A 24,746-nucleotide genomic window follows, 5' to 3' on the forward strand; every position below is an offset into this window, starting at 1 on the left:
GCAGGTCCTCACGAGGTTTGCGTGGGGCGGGGGGAAAGAAGAAAGGTCAGCGGCACGTCCAGCCGGCTGTTCCACGAGGCTTCATTGTGCTGGGCGCCCGGGAAGAGCAGGCTCTGGAAGCGGCCGGGGCCGTAGCCGGCGTCGCGGAAGACGCCGTCGATCCGCGTCTGGAACGCGCCGTAGAACTGATCCAGCGTCTCGTCGCCGCGATCGAAGTAGAAGCGGTGCGCGCCGACGGGCGGCAGGCCGGCGGCGATCACATCGCTCCATGCGGTGACCAGCCGCTCGCGCCAGTCGTCCAATCGGGGACCGGGCTCCAGCCCTTCGATCTTCAACGGCCAGTGGGTCGACAGGCAAGCGGCGGCGGAGAAGACGTCGGGGCGCTTCATGACCGCCTGCAACGAGATCAGCCCGCCCATGCTGGAGCCGCTGATCGTCGTGTCCTGCGGGCCGGTCAGGGTGCGATAGGTCCGGTCGACGAAGGGTTTCAACTCTTCGGTCAGGAAGCGCAGATAGCCGTCCGATAGCGGAGGGCCGCCGTAGATGGCTTGGACCTCGTCGCGCATGTCGGCGGGCAGGGCGGCGATCAGGTCGCTGGGCAGGTATTCGCGGCGGCGCAGATCGGTGTTCCAGACGCCGACGACGATGGGGGCGCGAACCTGGCCGCCGGCGATCAGCCGGTCCAGATGCTCGTCCACGCCCCATTCGCCGAAGTTGGCGGTCGAGGCGTCGAACAGGTTCTGGCCATCGTGCATGTAGAGCACGGGATAGCGAGCGTCCGACGTGTCATAGCCGGGCGGCAGCCAGACCGAGACGTTGCGCGGCTTGGCGTATTCGGACGCCATCGCCTCATGGAGCACCAGCCGACCTGCGGTCGGCGTCTCGGCCCGCGCCGCGCCGGCGAAGGGCAGGGCGGCGGTCAGGGCCAGAAGGGTGCGGCGGTTCACGCCCGGTGCTCCTTGACCAGAAGGGCGCTGATCGCGGCCAGCACGAAGGAGGCGGCGCCCAGCACGAGGGCCCAGATGGCCTGGCCGTCGAACAGGCTGCGCAGGATCAGGCCCAGGACGGTGGCGGCCAGCAGCTGGGGCACGACGATGAAGATGTTGAAGACGCCCATGTAGACGCCCATTTTCCGGCCCGGCACCGCCGCCGACAGGATGGCGTAGGGCATGGAGACGATCGACGCCCAGGCGAAGCCGACACCGATCATCGGCAGCCACAGCAGGCCCGGATCGCGAATGGCGAAGACGCCGAACAGGCCCGCCGCGCCCAGCAGCAGCATGACCGCGTGGGTCGCCTTGCGGCCGATCCGCTTCGCCAGCACCGGCAGGGCGAAGGCGGCCACGGCCGCGACGCCGTTATAGACTCCCATCAGCACCCCGACCCAGTCGGCGCCCTCGGCATAGGCGGCCGAGGTGGTGTCGGTCGTGCCGTAGTGAACGCTGGTCACGGCGGCGGTGGCGTAGATCCACAGGGAGAAGAGGGCGAACCAGCTGAAGAACTGAACCACCGCCAGGCCGCGCATCGTCGCGGGCATGCGGAAGATGTCGTTCAGGATCTCGGTGGCCGCGTTGACCATGCCGCGTCGCTGCATCATGCCGACGGCGATCATCAGCAGACCGAAGCCGGCGACGAAGCCCGCCAGGATCAGCAGCTCCTTTTCCAGATCCAGGGCGCCGATCAGGACGAAGCCCAGCAGGCCGACGATGGCGCAGACCAAGCCGGAGCCCAGCCAGCCCTGCACGGACCGGGCGGGCGGTTCGGGCGCGTCATCGACGACGGCGGCCGCGCCCAGCCGGGCGCGTTCGAAGGCGGCGATCTGTTCGGGGGTGTATTCCTTGGTGCTCAGTACGGTCCACAGCACGGCGGTGAACAGGCCGATCGCCCCGACGTAGAAGGCGATCTTGACCGACAGCGGGACGACGCCGGCCTCGGCTGTCGAGGCGACATCGAAGACGTTGGACAGCAGCCACGGCAGGACCGAGGCGAAGACTGCGCCGGCCCCGATGAAGAAGCTCTGCATCGCATAGCCGGCGGTGCGCTGCTCCTCGGGCAGGTTGTCGCCGACGAAGGCGCGGAACGGCTCCATCGTGATGTTGATCGACGCGTCCATGATCCACAGCATGGCCGCGGCGAACCACAGGCTGGGGCTGTTGGGCATGGCGATCAGCGCCAGGGTGGTCAGGATCGCCCCGACCAGGAAATAGGGGCGGCGACGCCCGAACCGCGTCCAGGTGCGGTCGCTGAAATGGCCGATGATCGGCTGGACCAGGAGGCCCGTCAGCGGCGCCGCGATCCACAGGATGGCCAGGCTGTCGACCTCGGCGCCCAGGGTCTGGAAGATACGGCTGGTGTTGGCGTTCTGAAGGCCGAAGCCGATCTGAATGCCGAAGAAGCCGACGCACATGTTCCAGATCGCCAGGCCGGACAGGCGCGGGCGGTGGGCGTGGATCAGTTCAGGGGTCGCGCTGCTCATCTGCGGGCGCGTCCGATCGGCACGAAGCGGATGGCCTGACCGCCGCCTGGCGCGAGCGCCAGGGTCAGGACGTCGGCCGAGGTGACTTCGCGTTGTTCGATGACGATGTCCTCGCGTTTGCCCTTGTAGTCGGCGTCCGGACCGTCACGATAGATTTCGGCCCGGTAGCGACGACCGGCGTCAAGGAAGTTCAGCGGCGCGGACAGGACGCGCGGGTGCTCGTCGGTGACGGCGCCCAGCGCCCAGATGTCGCCGCCTCGTTCCTTGCGGGCGGTGACGACATAGTCGCCCAACTCGGCGGCCAAGGTTCGGCTCTCCTCCCAGTCGACCGGCACGTCCTTGATGAACTGGAACGGGCCGGGATTGGCCTCGTAGTTGACCAGCAGGTCGGCGGCCATCTGGATCGGGCTGTAGATGACGACGTAGTAGGCCAGCTGCTTGGCCCAGGTCGTCTGGATGCCCTGCGGGCTGCGCGTCTCCATGCCGAAGATGCCGGGCGTATAGTCCATCGGCCCGGCCAGCAGGCGGGTGAAGACCAGGTTCGGCACATGATCCGGCGGGTTCGACGGACTGCCCCAGGCCGAATACTCCATGCCGCGCTGCCCCTCGCGGCTGATGATGTTCGGATAGGTGCGGCGCAGGCCCGTGTCCTTGAACGGCTCGTGGGCGTTGATCGCCACCTTGTGACGGGCGCCGGCCTCCACGACCTTCATGTGGTGCTGAGCCATGGCCTGGCTCTCGTGCCAGGCCATCACCATCTGGCCGTCCGGCCCCGCGACGCGGGCGCCTTGCGCGTCCGCGACGTAGCCGGTCTTCACCGAATGGACGCCGAGGCGTTCATACAGCGCCATGGCCGGCTCGAGCTGCTGCTCGTAGTGGAAGGCGTTGCCGCCGGTCTCGTGGTGGCCGATCAGTTGCACGCCCTTGGACCGGGCGTAGCGGGTGACGCGCTCCAGGTCGAAATCGGGATAGGCCTCGGTGAAGCTGAAGTCCGAGCCGTTGGCGAACCACTGGCCGTCCCAGCCCTTGTTCCACCCCTCGACCAGCACGCCGCCGAAGCCGTGTTCGGCCGCGAAGTCGATGTGCTTGAGGGTGTTCTCGGTGGTGGCGCCGTGCTTGGGACCGGAGCCCCAGGTCTTCAGCTCCAGGTGCATCTCCCACCAGACGCCGACGTACTTCATCGGCTTGAACCAGCTGACGTCGCCCAGCTTGTTGGGCTCGTTCAGGTTCAGGATCAGGCTGGAATCGATCAGCCCCGCCGCACTGTCCGAGATCTGCAGCGTGCGCCACGGCGTGTTGAACGGGGCCTGCCGGATCACGGCCGCGTTGGTCAGGCCCGGCGTCAGCTGGGCGCGGAAGTTCGTACCCTCGGAGCGGCGCAGGTTCATGCCGGCGTAGTCGACGCAGGCGGCCTCGTGGATCGAGACGTGCAGGCCGGACCGACCCTTGACCGTCATCGGGGTCTGGGCGCTGCCGACCGCGTCGATCGGCGTGCGGCTGTAGAGGTATTCTTCGCGGTTCCACTCCCAGGCCGGGCACCACAGGGCTTCGCCGTTTTCGGCCAGGTTGAACTCGGTGATCTCCGAGCCGATGCGGACGGTCTTCAGCGCCGGCTGGTCCGGGAACTCGTAGCGGAAGCCCAGGCCGTCGTCATACAGGCGGAAGACCACGTCCACGCGGCGCTGCAGTCCGCCGGTCTCGGCGTAGGCCACGCGCCATTCGTTGTAGTGGTTGCGGATCAGGCGACGCTCGCCCCAGGGCTGTTCCCAGGTCTCGTCGACGGTCACGGGCTGACCCGCCGTGATGGCCAGGCCGCGCTCGATGGCAGGGGCGTCGGTCAGCAGGAAACCCAGCTTTGACGGCGCGACGACCGGCCGGCCCTGACGCGTCACCGAATACATCGGTCGCCCGTCGTTGTCGGTGAAGGCCTCCACCGTCAGCGTCCCGCCAGGGGAGGTGGCGCGGGCATGGGCCGGGGCAGTCTGCGCCCTGCCGTGAGTGGCCCCGAACGCCAGGACGGACGCCCCGCCTAGGGCCAGAAAGGTTCTGCGCTTCATCATCGGAACTCCGTTACGCCGCCTCTTGCCAACCGCCGCGAACGGTGGCTGAAATATTTGCAGAAAAATTTGCAGCGCCGAAACGCTGTCCTAAGGATCCGCGACCTTGAGCCGCAAGACGACCCGCCTGGAAGACATCGCCCGCCTGGCCGGCGTGTCCATCGCCACAGCTTCCAGGGCGCTGAACGACAACCCGGCGGTCAATGACCGCACCAAGCAACTGATCTGGAAGCTGGCGAAGGAGCACGACTACCCTTTCCGCCGCCACATGCCCGCCGGACCGATCGGGGCGCAGGGCACTATCGCCCTGGTCACGCCGCGTCCCCAGGGCCGCGAAGGACGCATATCCGACCCCTTCTTCCTGGAGCTTCTGGCCGGGGTGGGCGAGGCGGCGCGCGAGCGGGGCTGCGACCTGCTGATGAGCCACATCTCGCCCGCCAACTATGAGGATCTGTCGGCGGCGCTGAACACCAGCCGGGCGGACGGGGTGATCTTCCTGGGTCAGTCCAGCCTGCATTCGGCCTTCAACCGGCTGGTGGATGCGGACCATCGCTTCGTCGTCTGGGGCGCCGAACTGCCGGAACAGGACTACTGCTCCATCGGCTCCGACAACATCTCGGGAGGCCGGCGCGCGACGCTGCACCTGGCGCGACTGGGCCGCAAGCGCATCGTCTTTCTGGGCGACCTGGACCCGCCCGAGGCGATGCAACGGCATCGGGGCTATCTGGACGCCATGGGCCAGGCCGGGCTGTCGGTCGACGCCGACCTGATCGCGCCGGCCCACTTCGAAGTTGAGTCCGCCGAGGCATCCGTCGACGCCCTGATCCGGCGCGGCCTCGACTTCGACGGCGTGGTCGCCGCCTCCGACCAGATCGCCCTGGGCGCCGTGCGCGCCCTGCTGCACGCGGGCATCGATGTGCCGGGACAGGTTTCGGTGATCGGCTTCGACAACGTGCCCTTCAGCCGCTACTCGCGCCCGGCCCTTACCACCATCGCCCAGGACACCATGAAGGCCGGCCGGCTGATGGTCTCCAAGCTGCTGGATCACGGGGGCGCGACCGCAGGCCGTTCCGAACGCGTTCCGACCGAGCTGATCGTTCGCGAGACCTGCGGCGGCTGATCCGGTCATCAGACCGCGAACAACAGGCCGGCCAGAGGCTTCAGGCTCGATCCGTCGGCCTCGCTCCAGTTGACCGCCTCGATCCGGCGCGCGTGGCTGGGCGGCGTCCAGTCTATGGGCTCGTGGCTCAGGTTGAACACGCAGAGCAGGCGCTCGCCGTCTGCGCCCCGCTCGAACCGCTTGAACACCAGAAGGTCCTGCGGTCCCTCTATCAGCTCCAGCCCGCCCAGCTGCAACGCCGGATGCGTCTTGCGCAGGCCGATCAGGCGGCGGGCGACGTGCAGGGTGGCCTTGGGATCGGCCTCTTGCGCATCGACGGCCAGCTTCAGGTGGCGCGGGTCGACCGGCAGCCAGGGCTCGACGCTGGAGAAGCCGGCGTTGGGCGCCGAAGCGGTCCAGGGGATCGGCGTGCGCGCGCCGTCGCGGCCCAGGGTCTGGGGCCAGTTGGCGATGGCCTCGGGATCGACCAGCCGTTCGAACGGCACATGGGCCTGGGGCAGGCCCAGCTCCTCGCCCTGATAGACGAAGACGTTGCCGCGCAAGCACATCAGCAGCAGCAGGGCCATCTCGGCGAAGGCCTTTTCGTCGCGGCCCTGGGCCCAGCGCGACACGGCGCGCGGCGCGTCGTGGTTCGAGAAGGTCCAGGACGGCCAACCCTCGCCCTGCTGATCCGGCCACATGTTGTCGCCCACGCCGATCAGTTCGCTGCGAAGCGTGTCGGCGTACAGATAGAGAAAGCCATAGGCGGAATGCAGCCGGTCGCTTCCGGCGGTGTATTCCTTCATCTCGCGGTCGGCGTGATCGCCGCCGACCTCCGCCACGGTGAAGCGGCCTTCATAGCTGTCGGTCAGGGCCCGGATGCGGTTCAGGAAGCCGATGATCTCGGGCTGGCTCTGGTTGTAGATCTTGTCCTGGAAGTCGAAGGGGCGGGTGCGCTTCTTGCCGTCGTTGATCGGCGGATTGTCGGTCAGCTTCGGATCGTGGATGGCGAAGTTGATGGCGTCGAGGCGGAAGCCGTCCACGCCGCGATCCAGCCAGAAGCGGGCGGCGGCGATCAGGGCGTCCTGGACCTCGGGATTGCGCACGTTCAACTGCGGCTGCGAGGCCAGGAAGTTGTGCATGTAGTACTGGCCGCGCCGTGCGTCCCACGTCCAGGCCGGCCCGCCGAAGACCGACTGCCAGTTCGACGGCGGCGAGCCGTCCGGCTTGGCGTCGGCCCACACGTACCAGTCGGCGTGCTTGGCGGTCTTGGACGCGCGGCTGTCGGTGAACCAGGGGTGTTCGTCCGACGTATGCGAGAACACCTGATCAATGACGACCTTCAGGCCCAACGCATGGGCGCGGGCGATCAGGGCGTCGAAATCGGCCAGTGTCCCGAAGATCGGATCGACGTCGCAATAGTCCGAGACGTCATAGCCGAAGTCCTTCATCGGCGACTTGAAGAAGGGCGACAGCCAGACGCCGTCTACGCCCAAGGACGCGACGTGGTCCAGACGGTCGGCGATGCCCCTCAGGTCGCCGACGCCGTCGTCGTTCGAGTCCGCGAAGCTGCGCGGATAGATCTGGTACAGGACCGCGCCGCGCCACCATTCGTGCGCGAGTGCAGGCGCGGCGTCAGCCGTGGATAGGTCGAGGGGCTGGGCGGTCACGGGGCGCTCTTGCAGACGAGATAATCGAGGGGAGGGACGCTGACGGCGACGCTCGCGGGGGCCGACGACTCGGCAGCGCAGTCGCCGCGCAGAGCCTGCCACCGAAGGGAGGTCGGCTCCACCTCTACCTGCGCCGTAACGGGCGCGGTCGAGCTGTTGAACAGGATCAGGATTTCGGAGCCGTCGTCGCCCATTCGCGACATGGCGAACAGACCGGGCTCGTCGCCATAGGCCCGCACGACCTGGCGGCCGCGTCGCAGGGCCGGCTCGGCGGCGCGTATGCGCGCCATCTCGGCGATGGCCTGATACAGCGGCGCCTCGGTGGAATAGGCGGGCTGACGACCGCCGATGGGCGTGGTGTCGCGATAGACCGGCGTCTGGCTGTCCCACATGTCCTGGCGCGAGTTGCCGTATCCGCCGGCGCCGGCGAAGCCCTGTTCGTCGCCGTAATAGAGGGTCGGCACGCCCCGGCTGAACATCATCAGCGCATGGGCCAGTTTGATCCGTTCCAGCAGTTCGGCGTCGTCGGCCTCCGGATGGGCCTGCTTCACGAAGAAGCCGATACGGCCCATGTCGTGGTTGCCCAGGAAGGTCGGCAGGATGGCGGCGGTGTCGGCGCCGTTCGCATAAAGAGCGTCGGCGTCGAACAGCTTGGCCAGGGCGTCGCCGCCCGTCTTCCCGGCGGCGAAGTCGGTCGCCTGCTTCTGGAAGGGGAAGTCCAGTACGGCGGGATAGTCGTCGACCCGCGTGAACCGGGCCGTCACGGCCGGATCGGGATCGTAGACCTCGCCGAAGATGTGGAAGTTCGGAATGCCCTTGGCCTCGGCCCGCTGGATCATGGCGGGGATGAAGGCCTGCCAGAACTCGGGGTTCACGTGGCGGGCGGTGTCGATCCGGAAACCGTCGACGCCATATTTGTCGATCCAGCCGCCGAAGACCTCGATCATGCCCTGAACGACCACGGGGTCCTCGGTCAGCAGATCGTCCAGTCCGGCGAAATCGCCGTCCAGACCGCTCTCGCCCGCAAAGGTGCTCTCGCCCCGGTTATGATAGTGGATCGGATCGTTCAGCCAGGCCGGAACCTTGGCGTTCTCCTCACCGGCCGGAACGTAGGGGGTGTAGGCGTAGTCCGGGCGGGTCAGGCGCGAGAAGTCGCGGCCGTCGAAGCCTTCATTGATCGGCGCCCCGTCCACGCCGCCCCGGCGGGTGTAGGGATAGTCGGCGCGGCTGCGATAGGCGCAGCGGCCTTCGGGGCACTCGCGATACTGGATGACGTCGGCCGTGTGGTTGGCGACGATGTCGAGATAGACCTTCATGCCGCGCGCATGGGCCGCGTCGACCAGGGCGCGCATCGTGGCCTCGTCGCCGAAATGCGGATCGACCGCGGTGAAGTCGGTGATCCAGTAGCCGTGGTGCGCCGCGCCGGTGTAGTCACCGTGGCTCTGAACCGGCTTGTTCTTGAACACCGGCGCCAGCCAGACGGCGGTCGCGCCCAGGCCCTGGATATAGTCCAGCCGCTGGGTCAGGCCGGCCAGATCGCCTCCGTGGTAGAAGTCAGTGTGCGAAGGGTCGAAGCCGCTGGTCAGGCGCTCGGGCGCATAGCCGCCGTGGTCGTTGGAGGGATCGCCGTTGGCGAAACGGTCGGGCAGCAGGAAGTAGATCACCTCGTCCTGCGGCGGACGCTGGCGCAGGGCCGCGACAGGGTCGCCAGCCGGCTGGGCCTGGGTCGCGGTCGCGCCGCAGACGGTCGCCAGAGCCGCAAGCGCACATAGCCCGGTGTTCAGTCGATTGAGCATCGTTTCCTCATTGCCTGGTCAGTGCAAAGCCTTCCAAGTCGATTTGCAAGATTTTGCAGTCCTGCCGCCGCCTGTCAACGCGCGCAAAAAATGCTGCATTGCACGCGTCGCGTGGCAATGCGTCGCAACATCCGACCAAAGCTGGGCATGAGCGCCCTTGCGATCGTGCCGAATTTGCACTGACAAGATTACCAGCTTGCAATCTGTCATCGGATTTGCATATTTTTGCGACGGCTTCCGGTCGCGACATTCAGAATCGCGACCAGCCCTCAGGGAGGATGATCCATGTCTCAACGTCTCAACCGGCGTGCGCGCCTGCTGTCGGGCGCCGCTTTCGGCGCCGTGGCCCTGATGGCCGTCAGCAGCGCCCAGGCCCAAACCGCCGACGCCGCCGTCCAGGCCGCCGAAGCCCAGCCTGCTGACGCGCAACCCACCGAAGTCGGTGAAATCGTCGTCACCGGCATCCGTCGCGCCATCGAGGCGTCGATCTCGGCCAAGGCCAACAACACCTCGATCGTCGAGGTGATCTCCGCGGAAGACATCGGCAAGCTGCCGGACGTCTCCATCGCCGAATCCCTGGCCCGCCTGCCGGGCGTGACCTCGCAGCGCCTCGACGGCCGCAGCCAGGCCATCTCGATCCGCGGCCTGGGTCCGGACTTCACCACCGCCCTGCTGAACGGCCGCGAACTGGTCACCACCGGCGACAACCGCGGCGTCGAGTTCGACCAGTTCCCGTCGGAACTGCTGGGCAGCGTCGTCGTCTACAAGACCCCGGACGCGGCGCTGGTCGGCCAGGGCCTGGCCGGCACCGTCGATCTGCGCACCGTTCGGCCGCTGGCCTACGGCCGTCAGGCGATGGCGGTGAACTATCGTCACGAGTGGAACGACATCGGCGCCCTGAACTCGGGCACGACCGACAGCGGCGACCGCTACACCCTGTCCTACATCGACCAGTTCGCGGACGACACCATCGGCGTCGCCCTGGGCTACGCCCACATGAGCTCGCCCTACCAGTCCGAGCGCTTCAACAGCTGGGGCTATCCGACCTACAGCGACGGCAACCTGATCACCGGCGGCGTCAAGCCGTACGTCATGTCGTCGGAACTGGAGCGCGACGGCTACATGGGCGTGCTGGAATGGCGTCCGAACGACCGCTTCCACTCGACGATCGACGCCTTCTACTCGGAGTTCAAGAACACCCAGGTCCTGCGCGGCATCGAATTCCCGCTGGCGTGGGGCGGATCGGCTGGCGACTGCACCATCAACGTGCCTTCCGCCGTTTGCCGTCCGGCGCCGTCGCTGCGCCCCGGCTATACCGTCGAGGACGGCCTGATCGTCGCCGGCACCTGGGACAACATCAAGGGCGTGGTCCGCAACGACCTGAACAAGCGCGACAGCAACATCACGGCCATCGGCTGGAACACCGAGTTCGTCGCCAATGACGACTGGACCCTGGGTCTGGACGTCAACTACTCCAAGGTCGAACGCGAAGACCTGATCCTCGAGACCAACGCCGGCACCGGCCGCAACATCAACGGCGCCCTGGACACCCTGGGCTTCGAGCTGACCGACGACGGCGTGACGCGCTTCACCAGCCAGCTGAACTACGCCGATCCGAACCTGATCTTCCTGACCAGCCCGCAGGGCTGGGGCGGCGACGTGATCCCGGAAGGCCAGGCCGGTTACATGAACACCCCGTCCATCGAGGACGAGATCAAGGCGGTTCGCCTGACCGCGCGCCGCGAGCTGCACCAGAGCCCGTTCGGCTCGATCGACTTCGGCATCAACTATTCGGAGCGCACCAAGAGCTTCGTCAACGACCAGTACTACCTGGGCGTCCCCGGCGGCGGCGACCTGGCCGTGCCGGCGGAGTTCCTGCTGGAGCCGACCGACCTGGGCTATCTCGGCATTTCCCAAGTGCTGAGCTACGACGCCCTGGCGCTGGCCAACAGCGGCGCGCTGAACCTGATCCGCAACCCGAACGCCGACGTTGCGGCCGGCAACTGGGACGTGACCGAGAAGGTTTCGACCGCCTACATCCGCGCCAACATCGACCACACCCTGTTTGGCCTGCCGCTGACCGGCAACGTCGGCATGCAGTTCGTCTACACCGACCAGCAGGGCCGCGGCTTCGAGGCCCAGCAGATCAGCGCCGGCGTCGCTGCGATCGAAGAGATCACGGGCGGCAAGGAGTACCTGGAAATCCTGCCCAGCTCGAACTTCATCCTGGAAGTCGGCGACGACATGTTCGCGCGCTTCGCGCTGTCGCGCACCCTGGCGCGTCCGCGGATGGACGACATGCGCGCCGGCCGGAACTTCTCGTTCAATCCCGGCAACAACAACGAGAACGCCACGCCCGAGCAGAACTCGCCCTGGGGTGGCGGCGGCGGCAATCCCGAGCTGATGCCGTACATCGCCAATGTGGCCGACCTGTCGTTCGAGAAGTATTTCGCCAACCGTCGCGGCTATGTCTCGCTGGCGGGCTTCTATCGCGACCTGGAAAGCTACGTTTACACGTACAACCGCATCTTCGACTTCAGCGGCTATCCGACCGGCGGCGTGACGCCCGTGATCAACCAGGGCATCATCTCGACCCCTGAGAACGGCAACGGCGGCTGGATCCGCGGCGTCGAATTCTCGCTGTCGGCGCCCTTCGAGATGTTCCATCCCGCTCTGGAAGGTTTCGGCGGCTTCTTCAGCGCGTCGCAGACGGAAAGCGAGGTCCAGCCGGATCCCGCCAACCCGCCCACGCCCATGCCGGGCCTGTCGGAAACCGTCGTCAACGGCACGCTCTATTACGAGCGCTTCGGCTTCCAGTCGCGGATTTCGGCCCGCTATCGCTCGGACTACCTGGGCGAAGTGGCCGGCTTCGGCAACGGCCGCACCCTGCGCTCGGTCGCGGCGGAAACCGTCGTCGACGCCCAGATCGGCTACGAGTTCCAGTCGGGTCCGCTGGAAGGCCTGTCGGTTCTGGCCCAGGTCAACAACCTGACGGACGAGCCTTTCAAGACCTTCGAGAACGGCGATGAGCGCCGGACCATCGACTACCAGTCCTACGGCCGCACCTTCGCGGTCGGCGTGAACTACCGGTTCTGATCCTCCCATCTGAGCCAACTGGGCCGCTCCGGAAACGGAGCGGCCTTTTTTCTTGTTCGCAAAAAGTTTGGTTACAGCGACAGGATTTCGGCTGGACGCCTTCGCCGCGATGTCGGAACCAGTCTTTCGCAGAACCGCGCACGCCAGCGCGGCGCAAATCCATTCTCACTGGGGGAGCCATATACATGACCGCATCCGACGCCGACCGCCCGAAGGGGGCAGGTCTGGCCTTCGCCTATGTCACCACCCTGTTCTTCGCGTGGGGTTTCGCCACTTCGCTGATCGACCCGCTGATCGCGGCGGTGAAGCGGGTGTTCGACCTGAACAACGCCGAGGCGTTCCTGACCACCTTCGCCTGGTTCATCGCCTATGGCCTGATGTCGCTGCCGGCGGCCTCGGTGCTGGGCAAGCTGGGCTACAGCCGGTCGATCATCGGCGCCTTGATCGTGATGGTGGCCGGCTGCCTGATCGTGCCGGCGGCGACGGCGGCGGACTGGTATCCCGGCGTGCTGGTGGCCCTGTTCGTGATCGCCTCGGGCGTCACCCTGCTGCAGGTCGCGGCCAATCCGCTGGTGGCGGAACTGGGCACGCGCAAGGGTTCGCACACGCGGCTGAACCTGTCCCAGGCCTTCAACTCGCTGGGCACGACGATCGGGCCGTGGCTTGGATCTCACGTCCTGCTGACCGGCGGCGTCTTCGCGGCGGGCGCGGTGGTGACGGCGGCGACCCGCACCCAGTCGCTGCGCAGCATCGACATGGCCTTCCTGGGCATGGGCGCCTTCTTCGCCCTGATCGCCGTCTTCATCTTCACCGCACGCAAGAAGATCAACGCCGCGGCCCCGGCGGCCACCCAGGCGGTGTCCCCGCTGAAGGCGCTGTCGTCGCCGTGGGCCGTGTTCGGCGCCCTGGCCATCTTCCTCTACGTCGGGTCGGAAGTGGCCATCGGCGGCATGCTGACCAACTTCCTGGAAAGCCCTGACGTCCTGAACGCCCCGATCGAGACGGCCGGCAAGATGGTGGCCCTGTACTGGGGCGGGGCCATGGTCGGCCGCTTCATCGGCTCGGCCGTGCTGACGCGAGTGCCGGCGGGGATCGTTCTGGCGGTCTGCACCGTGGCTGCGGCGCTGCTGTGCCTGGTGGTCAGCCAGGTCGGCGGACCGACGGCGGCTTATGCCGCCCTGTCGATCGGCCTGTTCAACTCGATCATGTTCCCGACCATCTTCACCCTGACGCTGGAGCGTTCGACCGCGCCGACCTCGGCGACCTCGGGCCTGCTGGTGTTCGGCATCATCGGCGGCGCCCTGCTGCCGCAGGTGGCCGCGCGGATCGCCGATGCGGCGGGCGCGTTGCAGCCGGCCTTCATCGTGCCGCTGCTGGGCTACGTCGGCCTGACGGTCTTCGCCATCGCCGCCGCCCGCACCAAGGTGCGCGACGCCGACGTGGTCAAGGCGCCGTCGCCGCACTGACGTCCACCGTCAGGAAAGCACAAGGGGCGCGGCTCGAAAGCCGCGCCCCTTTTCTAGTTGCGTCACCGTTTCAGTTGTCGATCAGGGCCTGAAGGATCCCCGCCAGGCGGTCGCGCATCCGCTCGCATTCCGCGGGCTCGAGATCGAAACTGCCGCCGCCCAGTTCGCGGCTGATCGACATGCCCATGATGAACCCCGCCAGCAGGCGGGCGCGAACGGTGGCGTCCGGGCCGCCCAGCCAATCCTGAAGCGGACCGAAGAATTGCGCGGAACAGATGGTCTGCACCATCTCCGAGGCGCGGTTCGAGCCGATGGAGCGCAGCATGATCGACATGCCCTTCAGCTTCTCGGCCTTCTTGGGCTCGAACACGACCTCGTGCGCCACCCGTTTGCCGAACTCGGCCTTGTCGCCCTGCATCAGGGCGCTGCCGTCGCCGCAGCTTTCGAGCGCCGCGAGGAACAGATCGTCCTTGGAGCCGAAATAGCGGCTGATCAGGGCGGCGTCGACGCCGACATCCCGGGCGATGTCGCGCATGCCGACATCGTCATAGCTCTCCGCAGCGAACCGTTCGCGCGCGGCGTCGAGAATGGCCGTGCGTGTCGCTGCGGCGTTTCTCGGGCGGGGACCGGGGCACAACAAGGGGGCGAAACTCCTGGGAACAATAACCGTAAATCACATATGGCTTTGTCAACGCCTGTTGACAAGCGTCGCGGCCCTGACCATTAAGTCACCACGCGTTGACACGGCCGACTCCCCATCGGCCGGTGTCCGCACGACAGGGATTTGCCTCCGACAGGGAGAATGCGCCGATGCGCGGGCTTAAGATCGCCGCCGTGTCCGTCTTGGTGACGGGCGCGCTATATGGATGTTCCCCCAAGGCCGAAGGACAGGCGCCCAGCGCGCCGCCGGTGACGGTGGCCACTCCGCTGAAGCAGCAGGTCGTGGACTGGGACGAATTCACCGGCCGTTTCGAGGCGGTCGAGGCCGTGGACGTTCGCGCCCGCGTCGGCGGCTATGTCCAGGCTGTCCACTTCCGCGACGGCCAGACGGTCCAGCGCGGCCAGCTGCTGTTCACGCTGGACCCGCGTCCGGCCCAGGCCGCCCTGGCCCAGGCCCGCGCCCAGGTCGCCCAGGCCCAGTCGCAACTCAGCCTAGCGCGCGCCAACCTGGCGCGCAGCGAGTCCTTGCTGGCCTCGCAGGCCGTGTCCCAGGCCGAGTACGACTCCAACAAGGCCGCGGTCGAGGCCGCCCAGGCCAATCTTGCGGCGGCGAATGCGGCGACGCGCACGGCGCAGCTGAACCTGGAATACACCCGCGTCACCGCGCCGGTGTCGGGCCGCGTGTCCGACCGTCGCGTCGATCCGGGCAATCTGATCGCCGGCGGATCGTCGGCGGGCGACGTGCTGACCACCATCGTTTCGGGCGGTCCGATCCACTTCGTCTTCGACGGCTCCGAAGCGGTCGCCCTGAAGTACATGCGTGACGCCGGCGCGAACCAGAACGCCCCGGTCCGCATCCGCCTGCAGGACGAGACCGCCTACAACCGCACCGGTCGGCTGGACTTCTCGGACAACGCGATCGACACCGCCTCGGGCGTGATCCGTCTGCGGGCCATCGTGCCGAACGCCGACGGCTTCCTGCGTCCGGGCATGTTCGGCCGCGCCCAGGTCGCCGGCGCCGGCGCCTATGAGGCCCTTCTGGTCCCCGACACGGCCATCAACACCGACCAGTCGCGCCGCACCGTCTATGTCGTGGCCAACGACGGCTCGGTCACGCCCAAGCCGGTCGAACTCGGACCCGTGGTCCAGGGGCTGCGCGTGATCAAGTCGGGCCTGGCCCCGACCGACCGCGTCATCATCGCGGGCCTGCAGCGCGCCGCCCAGCCGGGCGCGAAGGTCACCCCGCAGAACGGTCGCATCCAGCCGGTCCAGCAGCAGCAGGGCGCCGAGGGTCCCGTGACCCAGGCCGCGCCCGCCTCCAGCGCCTCCTTCGCCAACAGCCTGTCCACCGGCGACTGATCCATGAACATCTCACGTTTCTTCATCGACCGGCCCATCTTCGCGATGGTCCTGTCGGTGGTGATCACCATCATCGGCGTCTTCGCCTATCCACTGCTGCCGCTGTCGCAGTATCCGGAGATCGCGCCGCCGACGATCACCATCAACGCCGCCTATCCCGGCGCTTCGGCCGAGACCCTGGCCGAGACCGTCGCCGCGCCCATCGAGCAGGAGGTGAACGGCGTCGAGAACATGCTCTACATCACCTCGTCCTCGACGTCGGACGGGGTGGTGGCGATCACCGTGACATTCAACCCGGGCACGGATCTGGATGACGCCCAGGTGCTGGTGCAGAACCGGGTCGCCCTGGCGGAGCCCCGGCTGCCCGAAGCGGTCCGCCAGACCGGCATCACGGTCAACAAGGCCGAGAGCGGCTTCCTGATGATCCTGGGCCTGACCTCGCCTGGAGAGGCGCTGAGCAACGACTATGTCGGCAACTACGCCAACTCGACGCTGCGCGACCGTCTGCTGCGGATCGAGGGCGTCGGCACGGTTCAGGTGTTCGGCGGCGGCAACTATTCGATGCGGGTCTGGATCGACCCGGCCAAGGCGGCCGAGCGCGGTCTGACGGGCCCCGACATCGTCGCCGCCCTGCGCGCCCAGAACGTCCAGGCCGCCGCCGGCTCCATCGGCCAGCCGCCGTTCGCGAACAACGCCTCGGCCTTCCAGCTGCCGGTGCAGGTTCAGGGTCGCCTGACCGATCCGAACGAGTTCGCCAATGTCGTCCTGAAGACCGACCCCGAAGGGCGCGTCACCTATCTGCGCGACGTAGCGCGGATCGAACTGGGCGCTCAGGACTACGGCATCCGCGGCTTCTTTGACGGTGAACGCGGCGTCGGCCTGGCCATCGTGCAGCAGCCGGGCGCCAACGCGCTGGGCACCGCCGAACGCGTGCTGGCCGAAGTCGAGGCCGTGAAGGCCGAGCTGCCCCAGGGCATGGCCATCTCGGTGCCTTACAATCCGACGGAGTTCGTGGCGGCCTCGGTGGAGTCGGTCGAACACACCCTGTTTGAAGCCGTGATCCTGGTCGTGATCGTGGTCCTGGTCTTCCTGCAGACCTGGCGCGCGGCCATCATCCCCATCATCGCCATCCCGATCGCCCTGGTCGGCACCTTCGCGGTGCAGCTGGCGCTGGGCTATTCCATCAACTCCCTGTCCCTGTTCGCCCTGGTGCTGGCGGTGGGCATCGTCGTGGACGACGCCATCGTCGTCGTCGAGAACGTGGAGCGGGCCATCAGCGAAGGTCTGTCGCCGAAGGAGGCCGCCTACCGCTCCATGCAGGAGGTCTCCGGCGCCCTGATCGCCATCGGCCTGGTGCTGGTTTCGGTGTTCGTGCCGACCATGTTCGTGCCCGGCATCCCCGGCATCTTCTACCGCCAGTTCGCCGTGGTCATCGCCTCGGCGTCCGTGATCTCGCTGTTCGTGTCGCTGACGCTGTCGCCGGCCATGGCCGCGCTGCTGCTGAAGCCGCACAAGGATCACGCCACGCATGGCCGCAAGCCCGGCCTTTGGGGTTCGGTCGTCTATTACGTCGGCTGGGGCGGCCGGAAGTTCAACGAGGGCTTCGACTGGCTTTCGGACCGCTATGGTCGCCTGACCGCGCGTCTGGTCCGCACCGTCACCATCGTGCTGATCGTCTATGTCGGCCTTCTGGGCGTCACCGCCTGGCGGCTGCTGGACACGCCCACCGGCTTCATCCCGGAGCAGGACCAGGGCTTCCTGATCGGCGTCATCCAGCTGCCGGCCGGCGCCTCGCTGGATCGCACGGAGGCGGTGATGAGCCGCGCCCGCGAGATCATCCAGGGCACCGAGGGCGTGGACGGCACCGTGGCCTTCGCCGGCCTGGACGGCTCCAGCTTCAGCTTCGGCTCCAACGCGGCGACCATCTTCGTCCGCCTGAAGCCGCACGAGGAGCGGTCCAAGGAACAGGCCGCCGTCGCGCTCGGCAACGCCATCACCATGGCGACGGGCTCGATCGAGGACGCCAACATCTTCGTCATCGCCCCGCCGGCGGTCCAGGGTCTGGGCAACGGCAACGGCTTCAAGATGATGATTCAGGACACCTCCGGCGCCGGTTATCGACCGCTGGAGGGGGCGACCTTCGCCATGATGGGCGCGGCCGCTCAGGCCCCGACCGAGGTCAGCCAGGTCTTCTCGACCTACAACACCGGCTCTCCGCGCGTCGAGGCGGACGTCGATCGCGACAAGGCCCTGATGCTGGGCGTCCAGCCGTCGGCCGTGTTCGACACCCTGGGCGTCTACCTCGGTTCGTCCTACGTCAACGACTTCAACTTCCTGGGCCGCACCTTCCGGGTGACCGCGCAGGCGGAGCCGACGGCGCGCGACGACATCGCCGATATCGCCAACCTGAAGACCCGCTCGGAATCCGGAGCGATGGTGCCGATCGGTTCGGTGGCCAACCTGAGGGACGACTCCGGTCCGTCACGGATCGTGCGCTACAACCTTTTCCCGGCGGCCGAACTCCAGGGCCAGCCCGCAGGGGGCGTGTCGTCCGGCCAGGCGCTGGAAGTCATGGAGCAGATGGCCGAGCAGACGCTGCCGCAGGGCTTCTCGTACGAGTGGACCGAACTGGCGCTGCAGCAGAAGGCGGCGGGCTCGGGCGCGACCCTGATCTTCCTGATGGCGGTGGTGTTCGTCTTCCTGGTGCTGGCCGCGCAATATGAGGCCTTCACCCTGCCGATGGCGGTCATTCTGATCGTGCCGATGTGCCTTCTGGCGGCGATGGTCGGGGTCAACATCCGCGGCCTGGACAACAACATCCTCGTCCAGATCGGCCTGGTGGTCCTGATCGCTCTGGCGGCCAAGAACGCCATCCTGATCGTGGAGTTCGCCAAACAGGCCGAAGAGGAGGGCATGAACCGCTTCGACGCGGCCGTGACCGCCGCCAAGACCCGCCTGCGGCCGATCCTGATGACCTCCTTCGCCTTCATTCTGGGCGTCGTGCCCCTGATGCTGGCGTCGGGTCCGGGCGCGGAGATGCGTCAGGCGCTGGGCACGTCGGTCTTCTCCGGCATGCTCGGGGTCACCTTCTTCGGGCTGCTGTTCACGCCTGTCTTCTACGTCGTCATGCGCTGGGTGTCGGGCAAGCTGCCGACCTCGCACAAGCCTGCGCCGAAGACCCAGGCCATCCGTTACGACCAACCTTCCGACCTGACCGATCCCGACGCGCCGGCGCCCGCGACCGGCCGGGGAGGGGACATCCGATGACCCGATCCAAGACCCTGACCTTCCTGACCGCCGCAGCCGCAAGCGCTCTGCTCGCCGCCTGTGCGGTCGGGCCGAGGGCGCCCGCCGCCGACCTTCCCCCCGCGGGGACGGGCGCCTTCGTCGGCTCGACCAGCCCGACCGTCTCGAGCGCCGCGGCGCGCGACGACTGGTGGCGGCTGTACGCCGATCCGACGCTGGACGGCCTGATCCAGCAGGCCTTCGCCGAGAACAACCAGCTGGAAGCGGCCTTCGCCAACCTGCGCGCCGTGCGGGCCTCCTTGTCAGAGGCGCGCACCGGCCGCCTGCCGACCACCTCGACCAGCGCCGCCTATCAGCGCAGCCAGGCGTCGTCGGCGACGGTGCAGGGCCTTCCTGCCGGTCAGGACGCGCCCGAGATCGACACCTATGACGTCGGCCTGGACGCGTCGTACGAGATCGACCTGTTCGGCCGGGTGGCGTCCGCCATCCGGGCCGCGCGGGCGGACGTGCGCTCCGCCGAAGCCGCCTTCGCCACGGTGCAGGTCACGGTCGCGGCCGAGACGGCGCGGGCCTATGCCGACACCTGTTCGGCCAACGCCCAGATCGCGGTCGCCGAGCGGACGCTGGGCCTGCAGCGCGACACGCTTCGCCTGACCGAGCGGCTGCTGGACGGCGGGGCCGGCACCGGCCTGGACGTGGCCAGCGCCCGCGCGGCGGTGGCGCAGACCGCCGCCACCCTGCCGACGCTGCGCGCCGGCCGCAACGAAGCCTTGTTCCGCCTGGCCACACTGACCGGCGTGACGCCCGCCGAAGCCAGCCAGGCCGCCGCCGCCTGTGTTCGCCCGCCGCAACTCGACCAGCCGATCCCGGTCGGCGACGGCGCCCAGCTGCTGGCGCGCCGCCCGGACGTCCGTCAAGCCGAGGCCGATCTGGCGGCGGCGGCGGCGCGGGTGAACGTGGCCACCGCTGACCTGTTTCCCTCCATCAGCCTGGGCGGATCGATCGGCTCCACGGCGCTGGACGCGGACGGGCTGGGCGACAGCGAGAACTTCCGCTTCAGCTTCGGCCCCCTGATCAGCTGGTCGTTCCCGAACGTCTTCGCCGCGCGGGCCCGCATCCAACAGGCCGGCGCCCTGTCCGACGCCGCCCTGGCCAACTTCGATCAGACGGTTCTGGGCGCCCTGCAGGAGACCGAAACCGCGCTGTCCAACTACGCCAACGAGCTGGACCGGCGCGCGGCCCTGACCGAGGCGCGCGACCAGGCCGCCCGCGCGGCGGACCTGTCGCGTCAGCGCTTCGACGCGGGCGCCGACAGCTTCCTGCTGGTGCTGGACGCCCAACGCACCCAGGCTGCGGCCGAGGCAGCGCTGGCGCAGTCCGACGCCCTGGTCTCGACGTACCAGATCGCCCTGTTCAAGGCGCTGGCGGGCGGGTGGGGCCCCGAAGCGTAGCGGGCGAAGGGCGGGCTCAGCCCGCCTTTGAGAAGTCCGGCGCGCGCTTCTGTGTGAAGGCCATGAAGGCCTCCATCGCCTCGGGGCTCTTCATCTGCGAACCGAACGCCTCGCCTTCGCGCTGCATCAGGGCCCACAGGGCCTCGGCGTCGCGCATCAGCCGCTTGGTCTTGCGGATCGAGTTCGGCGCCCGGGCGGCGATCCGGGACGCCAGCTCGGCGGCCGTCGTCTCGACCTGATCGGTCGGGACGGCGCGATTGGCCAGGCCCCAGGCCAGGGCGGTCCGACCGTCGATCGCTTCGCCCAGGGCGAACAGCTCGAACGCCCGCTGGTGACCGATGGCCGCCGGCAGCAGCAGGCTGGACGCCGCCTCCGGCGCCAGGGCCAGGTTGACGAACGGAACCGACAGCAAGGCGTCGTCGGCCACAACCACGAGGTCGCAGTGCAGCAGCATGGTCAGGCCGATGCCGACCGCGCGGCCTTTGACGGCCGCGATCAGCGGCTTATCCAGTTCGGCCAGCGCCTTCAGATAGCGGAAAACCGCCATGTCGAACGGTTGTTCGGTCTGGGAGCCGATGGCGATGAAGTCGCCGATGTCGTTGCCGGCCGAGAAGCTGTCGCCTTCGGCGCGCAGCAGCACCGCGCGGACCGCATCGTCCGCGCGCGCCCGCTCCATCGCTTCGGACAGGGCGGCGTACATCGCCTGGGTGATGGCGTTCTTCTTGTCGGGCCGGTCCAGCGTGACCGTCAGCACGCCGCCTTCCAGGGTGGTGCGGATATTATCGCTCATGTCGTTTCCCCTTGTTGCTGGACGGCCGACCACCAGTCGACGCCCTGTTCGTCCCGCTTGCGTCGCGCGCGGCCGCGCCGTTCCAGATAGTTCAGATGCGCCTGCGCCTCGCCCGTAGCCATACCCAGCATCGCATCCCCGACCGCCCGGCCGAACACGGCCGGGAAGGCGTCGAGCACCCTAATCGGTTTCCGCAACGTCCGTTCAAGCCGTTTCAACGCCGTCTCGTGCCCCCGCCGCAGGGCGTCCAGTCGGGCGTGCACGCCGGTGAACGGTTCGCCGTGGCCGGGCAGGATCAAGGCCCGCTCCGGCAAGAGGCGACGCAGCTTGGCCAAAGAGTCCATCCAGTCGCCCAGGGGATCCGCGTCAGGCTCTGTCGGCCAGACCGATACGTTCGACGAAATTCGGGGCAGGATCTGGTCGCCGGCGATGAAGACGTCGTCGGACCTACGCCACAGGCACACGTGCTCCGGGCTGTGGCCGGCGCCGACCACGATCGTCCATTCATCGCCGCCAATCGTCAGGACGTCGCCGTCCTCCAGCCGCGTGAAGGCGCGAGGCAATGGGGCCACCAGCCTGCCGAAGCCACCGTACTCGTCTCGCCACCGCTCGATCTGAACTGGATTCCAGCCGGCCGCCCGGTAGAAAACTTCCCCCTCGACCGGCGCCTGCGCCGCCTCTTCGGCAGCCAGCATCCGTCCCGTCAGATATTCGGAACGCGACATCAACAGCGGCGCATTCCCTGACGCGCACAGCCAACCCGCAAGGCCGATGTGATCGGGGTGCATATGGGTGCAGATCACCTGCTTCAAGCCGGAAATCGGCAAGAACTCCGAAAGGACCCGATGCCAGGCGCTGAGACCGTCGGGCGTGTTCAGTCCCGTATCCACAACGCTCCAGGCATCCCCTTCCTCCTGAAGAACGAAGAGGTTAACGTGATCAAGTTGGAAGGGGAGCGGCGCCTTCAGTCGCCATACGCCCCGTCCGACGGCCGTTAATGCGCTCCCTTCGGACCTGCTTGGAATTTCCATCAACTGGGTCACGATCTGCTCGAACTTCGCAAAAGCGCAGCTTGACCGGCTGCTGGCATGGCGACAAGGGTACCTCACCATTCGTCCAGGAGGCCTCAGGCGTTGCTGAAGACCATTATCGCCCTTGCCGGCGCCACGCTCATCTCGATGACACTGGCCGCACCGGCCTCCGCTCAGGATCCCAACGACAAGGGTTCCGGTTTTGGAGCGGGACAGTCCGGGCCGGCCATTACTGCGCCGACGCAGCGGGTGACGCCGTCGCGGACCGAGCGTTCGAGAGAGCGTCAGGCACGCCGCCAAACGCCGCCCCCTGCTCCGTCGCCTGAAGAGGTCTTGGCCACCGCGCAACAGCTCGCTACCCTCGCCAATACCGGTTGTCAGGCGACGGAAGCCAAGCTGCTTGGGGTCACGCCCGCCAGCACATCGCTTTACGAGGTCGCGTGCGCAACCGGCCCTGGCTATATCATCGAGACGAAGACGCCGCCCACTGCGGTCGATTGCGTGATTCTTGCGCATTCGGCCCAGGTCGCCAAGGCCGCCAATGCCGAAGCGGATGTCGGCGCCCAATGCAGCCTTCCGGCCAATGCCGACACGGACAGGGTTCTGCGGCAGTATGCGCAGGACGCGGGCGTGCCCTGCCCAGTGGAGAACGTCAAAGTTCTGGGCCAGTCGGACGGCGCGACCATCTATGAGGTCGGCTGCACGGACATCGCCGGCTACTGGATTCGAAAGAGCGCCGATGGATGGACCAAGACTGACTGCCTGCAGGTCGTCGCCGAAGGCGGAACCTGCAGCATGACCACGGCCGCTGAGAACGCCGCCCTGCTTAAGAGCTGGTTGTCAGGGTCGCCGGCTTCGGACTGTCAGGTGACTGAGGCCCGCCTGATGGGCCGCAACGACAACGGCATGTTCTATGAAGCGAAGTGTGCGGGCGCTGACGGCGTCATCGCGCGGCTGAACGCCGACCGTGTGGTGCAACAAATCTATCCCTGCGCGACGGCGCAACGGGTTGGCGGCGGCTGCACCTTGACACCCGCGCCTGCGGCAGCGCCGGCCGCTGCGACCGAGCAGTAGGTCTTTCAGCCGTCACGTCCTGGGCCGTCGGAGCGATCCGGCGGCCCTTTTGCATTCCGGCTCTTTTCGGAACGCGAGACGCAGCCTAGCGTCGCGGTCATGCGCATCGCCACCTGGAACGTGAACTCCGTCAACGCCCGCCTGCCCACCGTGTTGGCGTGGCTGGAACAGGCCGCACCCGACGTCGCCTGTTTCCAGGAGATCAAGTGCGTCGACGAGAAGTTTCCGCGCGAGGCCTTCGAGAGCCTGGGCTACAATGTCGAGACCCACGGCCAGAAATCCTACAACGGCGTGGCCCTGCTTTCGAAGTTTCCTCTTTCCGATATCCGGCGCGGCCTGCCGGGCGATGAGACGGACGAACAGGCGCGGTATCTCGAGGCTCTGGTCGAGGCGCCGACGCCCGTCCGCGTCGGGGCGATCTACCTGCCCAACGGCAACCCGATCGGCGGCGAGAAGTTCGCCTACAAGCTGGCGTGGTTCGAGCGGCTGCAGGCGCATGCCCGGGCGTTGATGGCCTATGAGGAGCCGTTGGCGCTCTGCGGCGACTACAACGTCATCCCCGAGGCCGAAGACGCGAAGAACCCCGCCGCCTGGGTCGACGACGCCCTGTTCCAGCCCGAGAGCCGCCGCGCCTTGCGGGCGCTGAAGAACCTGGGCCTCGCCGACGCCCACGAGCTGGGCCAGGAGCCGGCGGGAACCTACACCTTCTGGGACTATCAGGCCGGCGCCTGGCAGAGGGACCACGGCATCCGCATCGACTTCGCCCTGCTGTCGCCCCAGGCCGCCGATCGCTTCCGGGGGATCGAGACTCATCGCGACGCGCGCGACATGGAAAAACCGAGCGACCACGTGCCGGTGGTCGTCGATCTGGACCTGGAGGGCTGACATCATGGCCGAGGCCTTCAGGGTGATCCTGCTGGTCGCCCTTGCGGCCGCTCTGCTGACGACGCTGGCGCTGGCGTTCGCATGGTGGATGGAGCCGCCCCGCCGGATGCGCCGCGCCCTGCTGAAGGCGCTGGCGGCGCCGCCGGAGGTCGAGGCCATGTCGGTCGGGGAAGGCAAGGCCTGCGCCCTCAACTTCGACATGGAACAGGTCGTCGTGCTGTGGGCCAGCGGGGGGCACGGCCTGGCCTATGCGTTCGAGGAGGTCGACGGCGGCGAGATCATCGTCGACGGTCATGTCGTCGCGCGCGTCCGGCGCGGCGAGTCCCGCAAGGCCCTGGACGTGCTTGCGCCCGACGCCGAACAGGTCGTGCTGCGGCTGATGTTCGCCGACGCCCGCAATCCCGAGTTCGAACTGGCGCTGTGGGACGCCACCTCGCCGGCCCAGACCGGGTCGCCCGGCGAGGCCCTGCGGCTGGGCCGACGCTGGTTGTCGCATCTTGAGGCGCTGGTGAGGGCCTGACGGCGCGATCGGGGGTTCCGGTCCGAACGCGGGAGCGTTAGAAGCGGCGGCTCGTCCCCCTTTCCCGCAT

Annotated in this window: 17 protein-coding genes; 9 read left to right on the top strand and 8 right to left on the bottom strand. The window is 67.8% G+C overall.

The genetic code is table 11. The annotated features are described in order from the left end of the window. Window positions 1-8 precede the first annotated feature (8 nt). Genes ACE3PU_RS10900 through ACE3PU_RS10910 form a run of 3 tightly spaced genes read right to left on the bottom strand, consistent with a single transcriptional unit; the run spans window position 9 to window position 4,533 of the window. Window positions 9-947, bottom strand: coding sequence for an alpha/beta hydrolase (locus ACE3PU_RS10900; RefSeq protein ID WP_374389618.1), 939 nt, complete (start codon window positions 945-947; stop codon window positions 9-11). Next, on the bottom strand, window positions 944-2,476 hold the full coding sequence (locus ACE3PU_RS10905) for an MFS transporter (RefSeq protein WP_374389620.1): 1,533 nt from the start codon (window positions 2,474-2,476) through the stop codon (window positions 944-946). Before ACE3PU_RS10905 ends, ACE3PU_RS10900 begins: the two co-directional genes overlap by 4 nt. Then, window positions 2,473-4,533: a glycoside hydrolase family 97 protein gene (locus ACE3PU_RS10910; RefSeq protein ID WP_374389623.1), complete on the bottom strand. Its 2,061-nt coding sequence runs from the start codon at window positions 4,531-4,533 to the stop codon at window positions 2,473-2,475. The genes ACE3PU_RS10905 and ACE3PU_RS10910 overlap by 4 nt, the downstream gene beginning before the upstream one ends. 106 nt (window positions 4,534-4,639) lie before the next feature. On the opposite strand from ACE3PU_RS10910, the gene ACE3PU_RS10915 reads away from it, so the two are divergent. Beyond that, a complete protein-coding gene (locus tag ACE3PU_RS10915) occupies window positions 4,640-5,653 on the top strand; it encodes a LacI family DNA-binding transcriptional regulator (RefSeq protein WP_374389625.1) in 1,014 nt (337 codons plus the stop codon). Window positions 5,654-5,661: 8 nt separating this feature from the next. Here ACE3PU_RS10915 and ACE3PU_RS10920 read toward each other — a convergent pair whose 3' ends face one another. Both ACE3PU_RS10920 and ACE3PU_RS10925 read right to left on the bottom strand, forming a co-directional pair. Further along, a complete protein-coding gene (locus tag ACE3PU_RS10920; protein ID WP_374389628.1) occupies window positions 5,662-7,302 on the bottom strand; it encodes an alpha-amylase family glycosyl hydrolase in 1,641 nt (546 codons plus the stop codon). After that, a complete protein-coding gene (locus ACE3PU_RS10925; protein WP_374389630.1) occupies window positions 7,299-9,098 on the bottom strand; it encodes an alpha-amylase family glycosyl hydrolase in 1,800 nt (599 codons plus the stop codon). Before ACE3PU_RS10925 ends, ACE3PU_RS10920 begins: the two co-directional genes overlap by 4 nt. Window positions 9,099-9,383: 285 nt before the next feature. On the opposite strand from ACE3PU_RS10925, the gene ACE3PU_RS10930 reads away from it, so the two are divergent. Together ACE3PU_RS10930 and ACE3PU_RS10935 are read left to right on the top strand one after the other, a co-directional pair. Then, a complete protein-coding gene (locus ACE3PU_RS10930) occupies window positions 9,384-12,194 on the top strand; it encodes a TonB-dependent receptor (protein WP_374389632.1) in 2,811 nt (936 codons plus the stop codon). A gap of 185 nt (window positions 12,195-12,379) precedes the next feature. Next, window positions 12,380-13,660: a sugar MFS transporter gene (locus ACE3PU_RS10935; RefSeq protein ID WP_374389634.1), complete on the top strand. Its 1,281-nt coding sequence runs from the start codon at window positions 12,380-12,382 to the stop codon at window positions 13,658-13,660. A 70-nt stretch (window positions 13,661-13,730) separates the two neighbouring features. On the opposite strand, the gene ACE3PU_RS10940 is transcribed toward ACE3PU_RS10935, so the two are convergent. Further along, on the bottom strand, window positions 13,731-14,300 hold the full coding sequence (locus tag ACE3PU_RS10940) for a TetR family transcriptional regulator (protein ID WP_374389636.1): 570 nt from the start codon (window positions 14,298-14,300) through the stop codon (window positions 13,731-13,733). Window positions 14,301-14,470: 170 nt separating this feature from the next. Here ACE3PU_RS10940 and ACE3PU_RS10945 point away from each other — a divergent pair, with 170 nt between their 5' ends. Genes ACE3PU_RS10945 through ACE3PU_RS10955 form a run of 3 tightly spaced genes read left to right on the top strand, consistent with a single transcriptional unit; the run spans window position 14,471 to window position 20,376 of the window. Continuing rightward, window positions 14,471-15,679, top strand: coding sequence for an efflux RND transporter periplasmic adaptor subunit (locus ACE3PU_RS10945; protein ID WP_374389638.1), 1,209 nt, complete (start codon window positions 14,471-14,473; stop codon window positions 15,677-15,679). A 3-nt stretch (window positions 15,680-15,682) separates the two neighbouring features. Then, window positions 15,683-18,946, top strand: a complete 3,264-nt coding sequence (locus ACE3PU_RS10950; protein ID WP_374389640.1) for an efflux RND transporter permease subunit — start codon at window positions 15,683-15,685, stop codon at window positions 18,944-18,946. Further along, window positions 18,943-20,376: an efflux transporter outer membrane subunit gene (locus tag ACE3PU_RS10955; protein WP_374389642.1), complete on the top strand. Its 1,434-nt coding sequence runs from the start codon at window positions 18,943-18,945 to the stop codon at window positions 20,374-20,376. Before ACE3PU_RS10950 ends, ACE3PU_RS10955 begins: the two co-directional genes overlap by 4 nt. Before the next feature lie 16 nt (window positions 20,377-20,392). Here the strand turns inward: ACE3PU_RS10955 and ACE3PU_RS10960 are convergent, their stop codons facing one another. Together ACE3PU_RS10960 and ACE3PU_RS10965 are read right to left on the bottom strand one after the other, a co-directional pair. Next, window positions 20,393-21,166 carry an enoyl-CoA hydratase gene (locus tag ACE3PU_RS10960; protein ID WP_374389644.1) on the bottom strand — a complete coding sequence of 258 codons (774 nt, stop codon included), beginning with the start codon at window positions 21,164-21,166 and terminating at the stop codon, window positions 20,393-20,395. Then, a complete protein-coding gene (locus ACE3PU_RS10965; protein ID WP_374389646.1) occupies window positions 21,163-22,209 on the bottom strand; it encodes an MBL fold metallo-hydrolase in 1,047 nt (348 codons plus the stop codon). Before ACE3PU_RS10965 ends, ACE3PU_RS10960 begins: the two co-directional genes overlap by 4 nt. Window positions 22,210-22,299: 90 nt before the next feature. On the opposite strand from ACE3PU_RS10965, the gene ACE3PU_RS10970 reads away from it, so the two are divergent. The 3 genes from ACE3PU_RS10970 to ACE3PU_RS10980 all read left to right on the top strand — a co-directional run bounded on the left by ACE3PU_RS10970 (window position 22,300) and on the right by ACE3PU_RS10980 (window position 24,676). Next, window positions 22,300-23,271: a hypothetical protein gene (locus ACE3PU_RS10970; RefSeq protein ID WP_374389649.1), complete on the top strand. Its 972-nt coding sequence runs from the start codon at window positions 22,300-22,302 to the stop codon at window positions 23,269-23,271. Between the two features lie 99 nt (window positions 23,272-23,370). Next, window positions 23,371-24,156, top strand: coding sequence for an exodeoxyribonuclease III (gene xth, locus ACE3PU_RS10975; protein WP_374389651.1), 786 nt, complete (start codon window positions 23,371-23,373; stop codon window positions 24,154-24,156). A 4-nt stretch (window positions 24,157-24,160) separates the two neighbouring features. After that, the gene (locus tag ACE3PU_RS10980; protein WP_374389653.1) at window positions 24,161-24,676 is read left to right on the top strand and encodes a hypothetical protein; all 516 of its coding nucleotides are present in this window, start codon (window positions 24,161-24,163) and stop codon (window positions 24,674-24,676) included. Window positions 24,677-24,746: the final 70 nt, after the last annotated feature.

This window comes from Brevundimonas sp., from assembly GCF_041911375.1.
Classification (GTDB): Bacteria; Pseudomonadota; Alphaproteobacteria; order Caulobacterales; family Caulobacteraceae; genus Brevundimonas.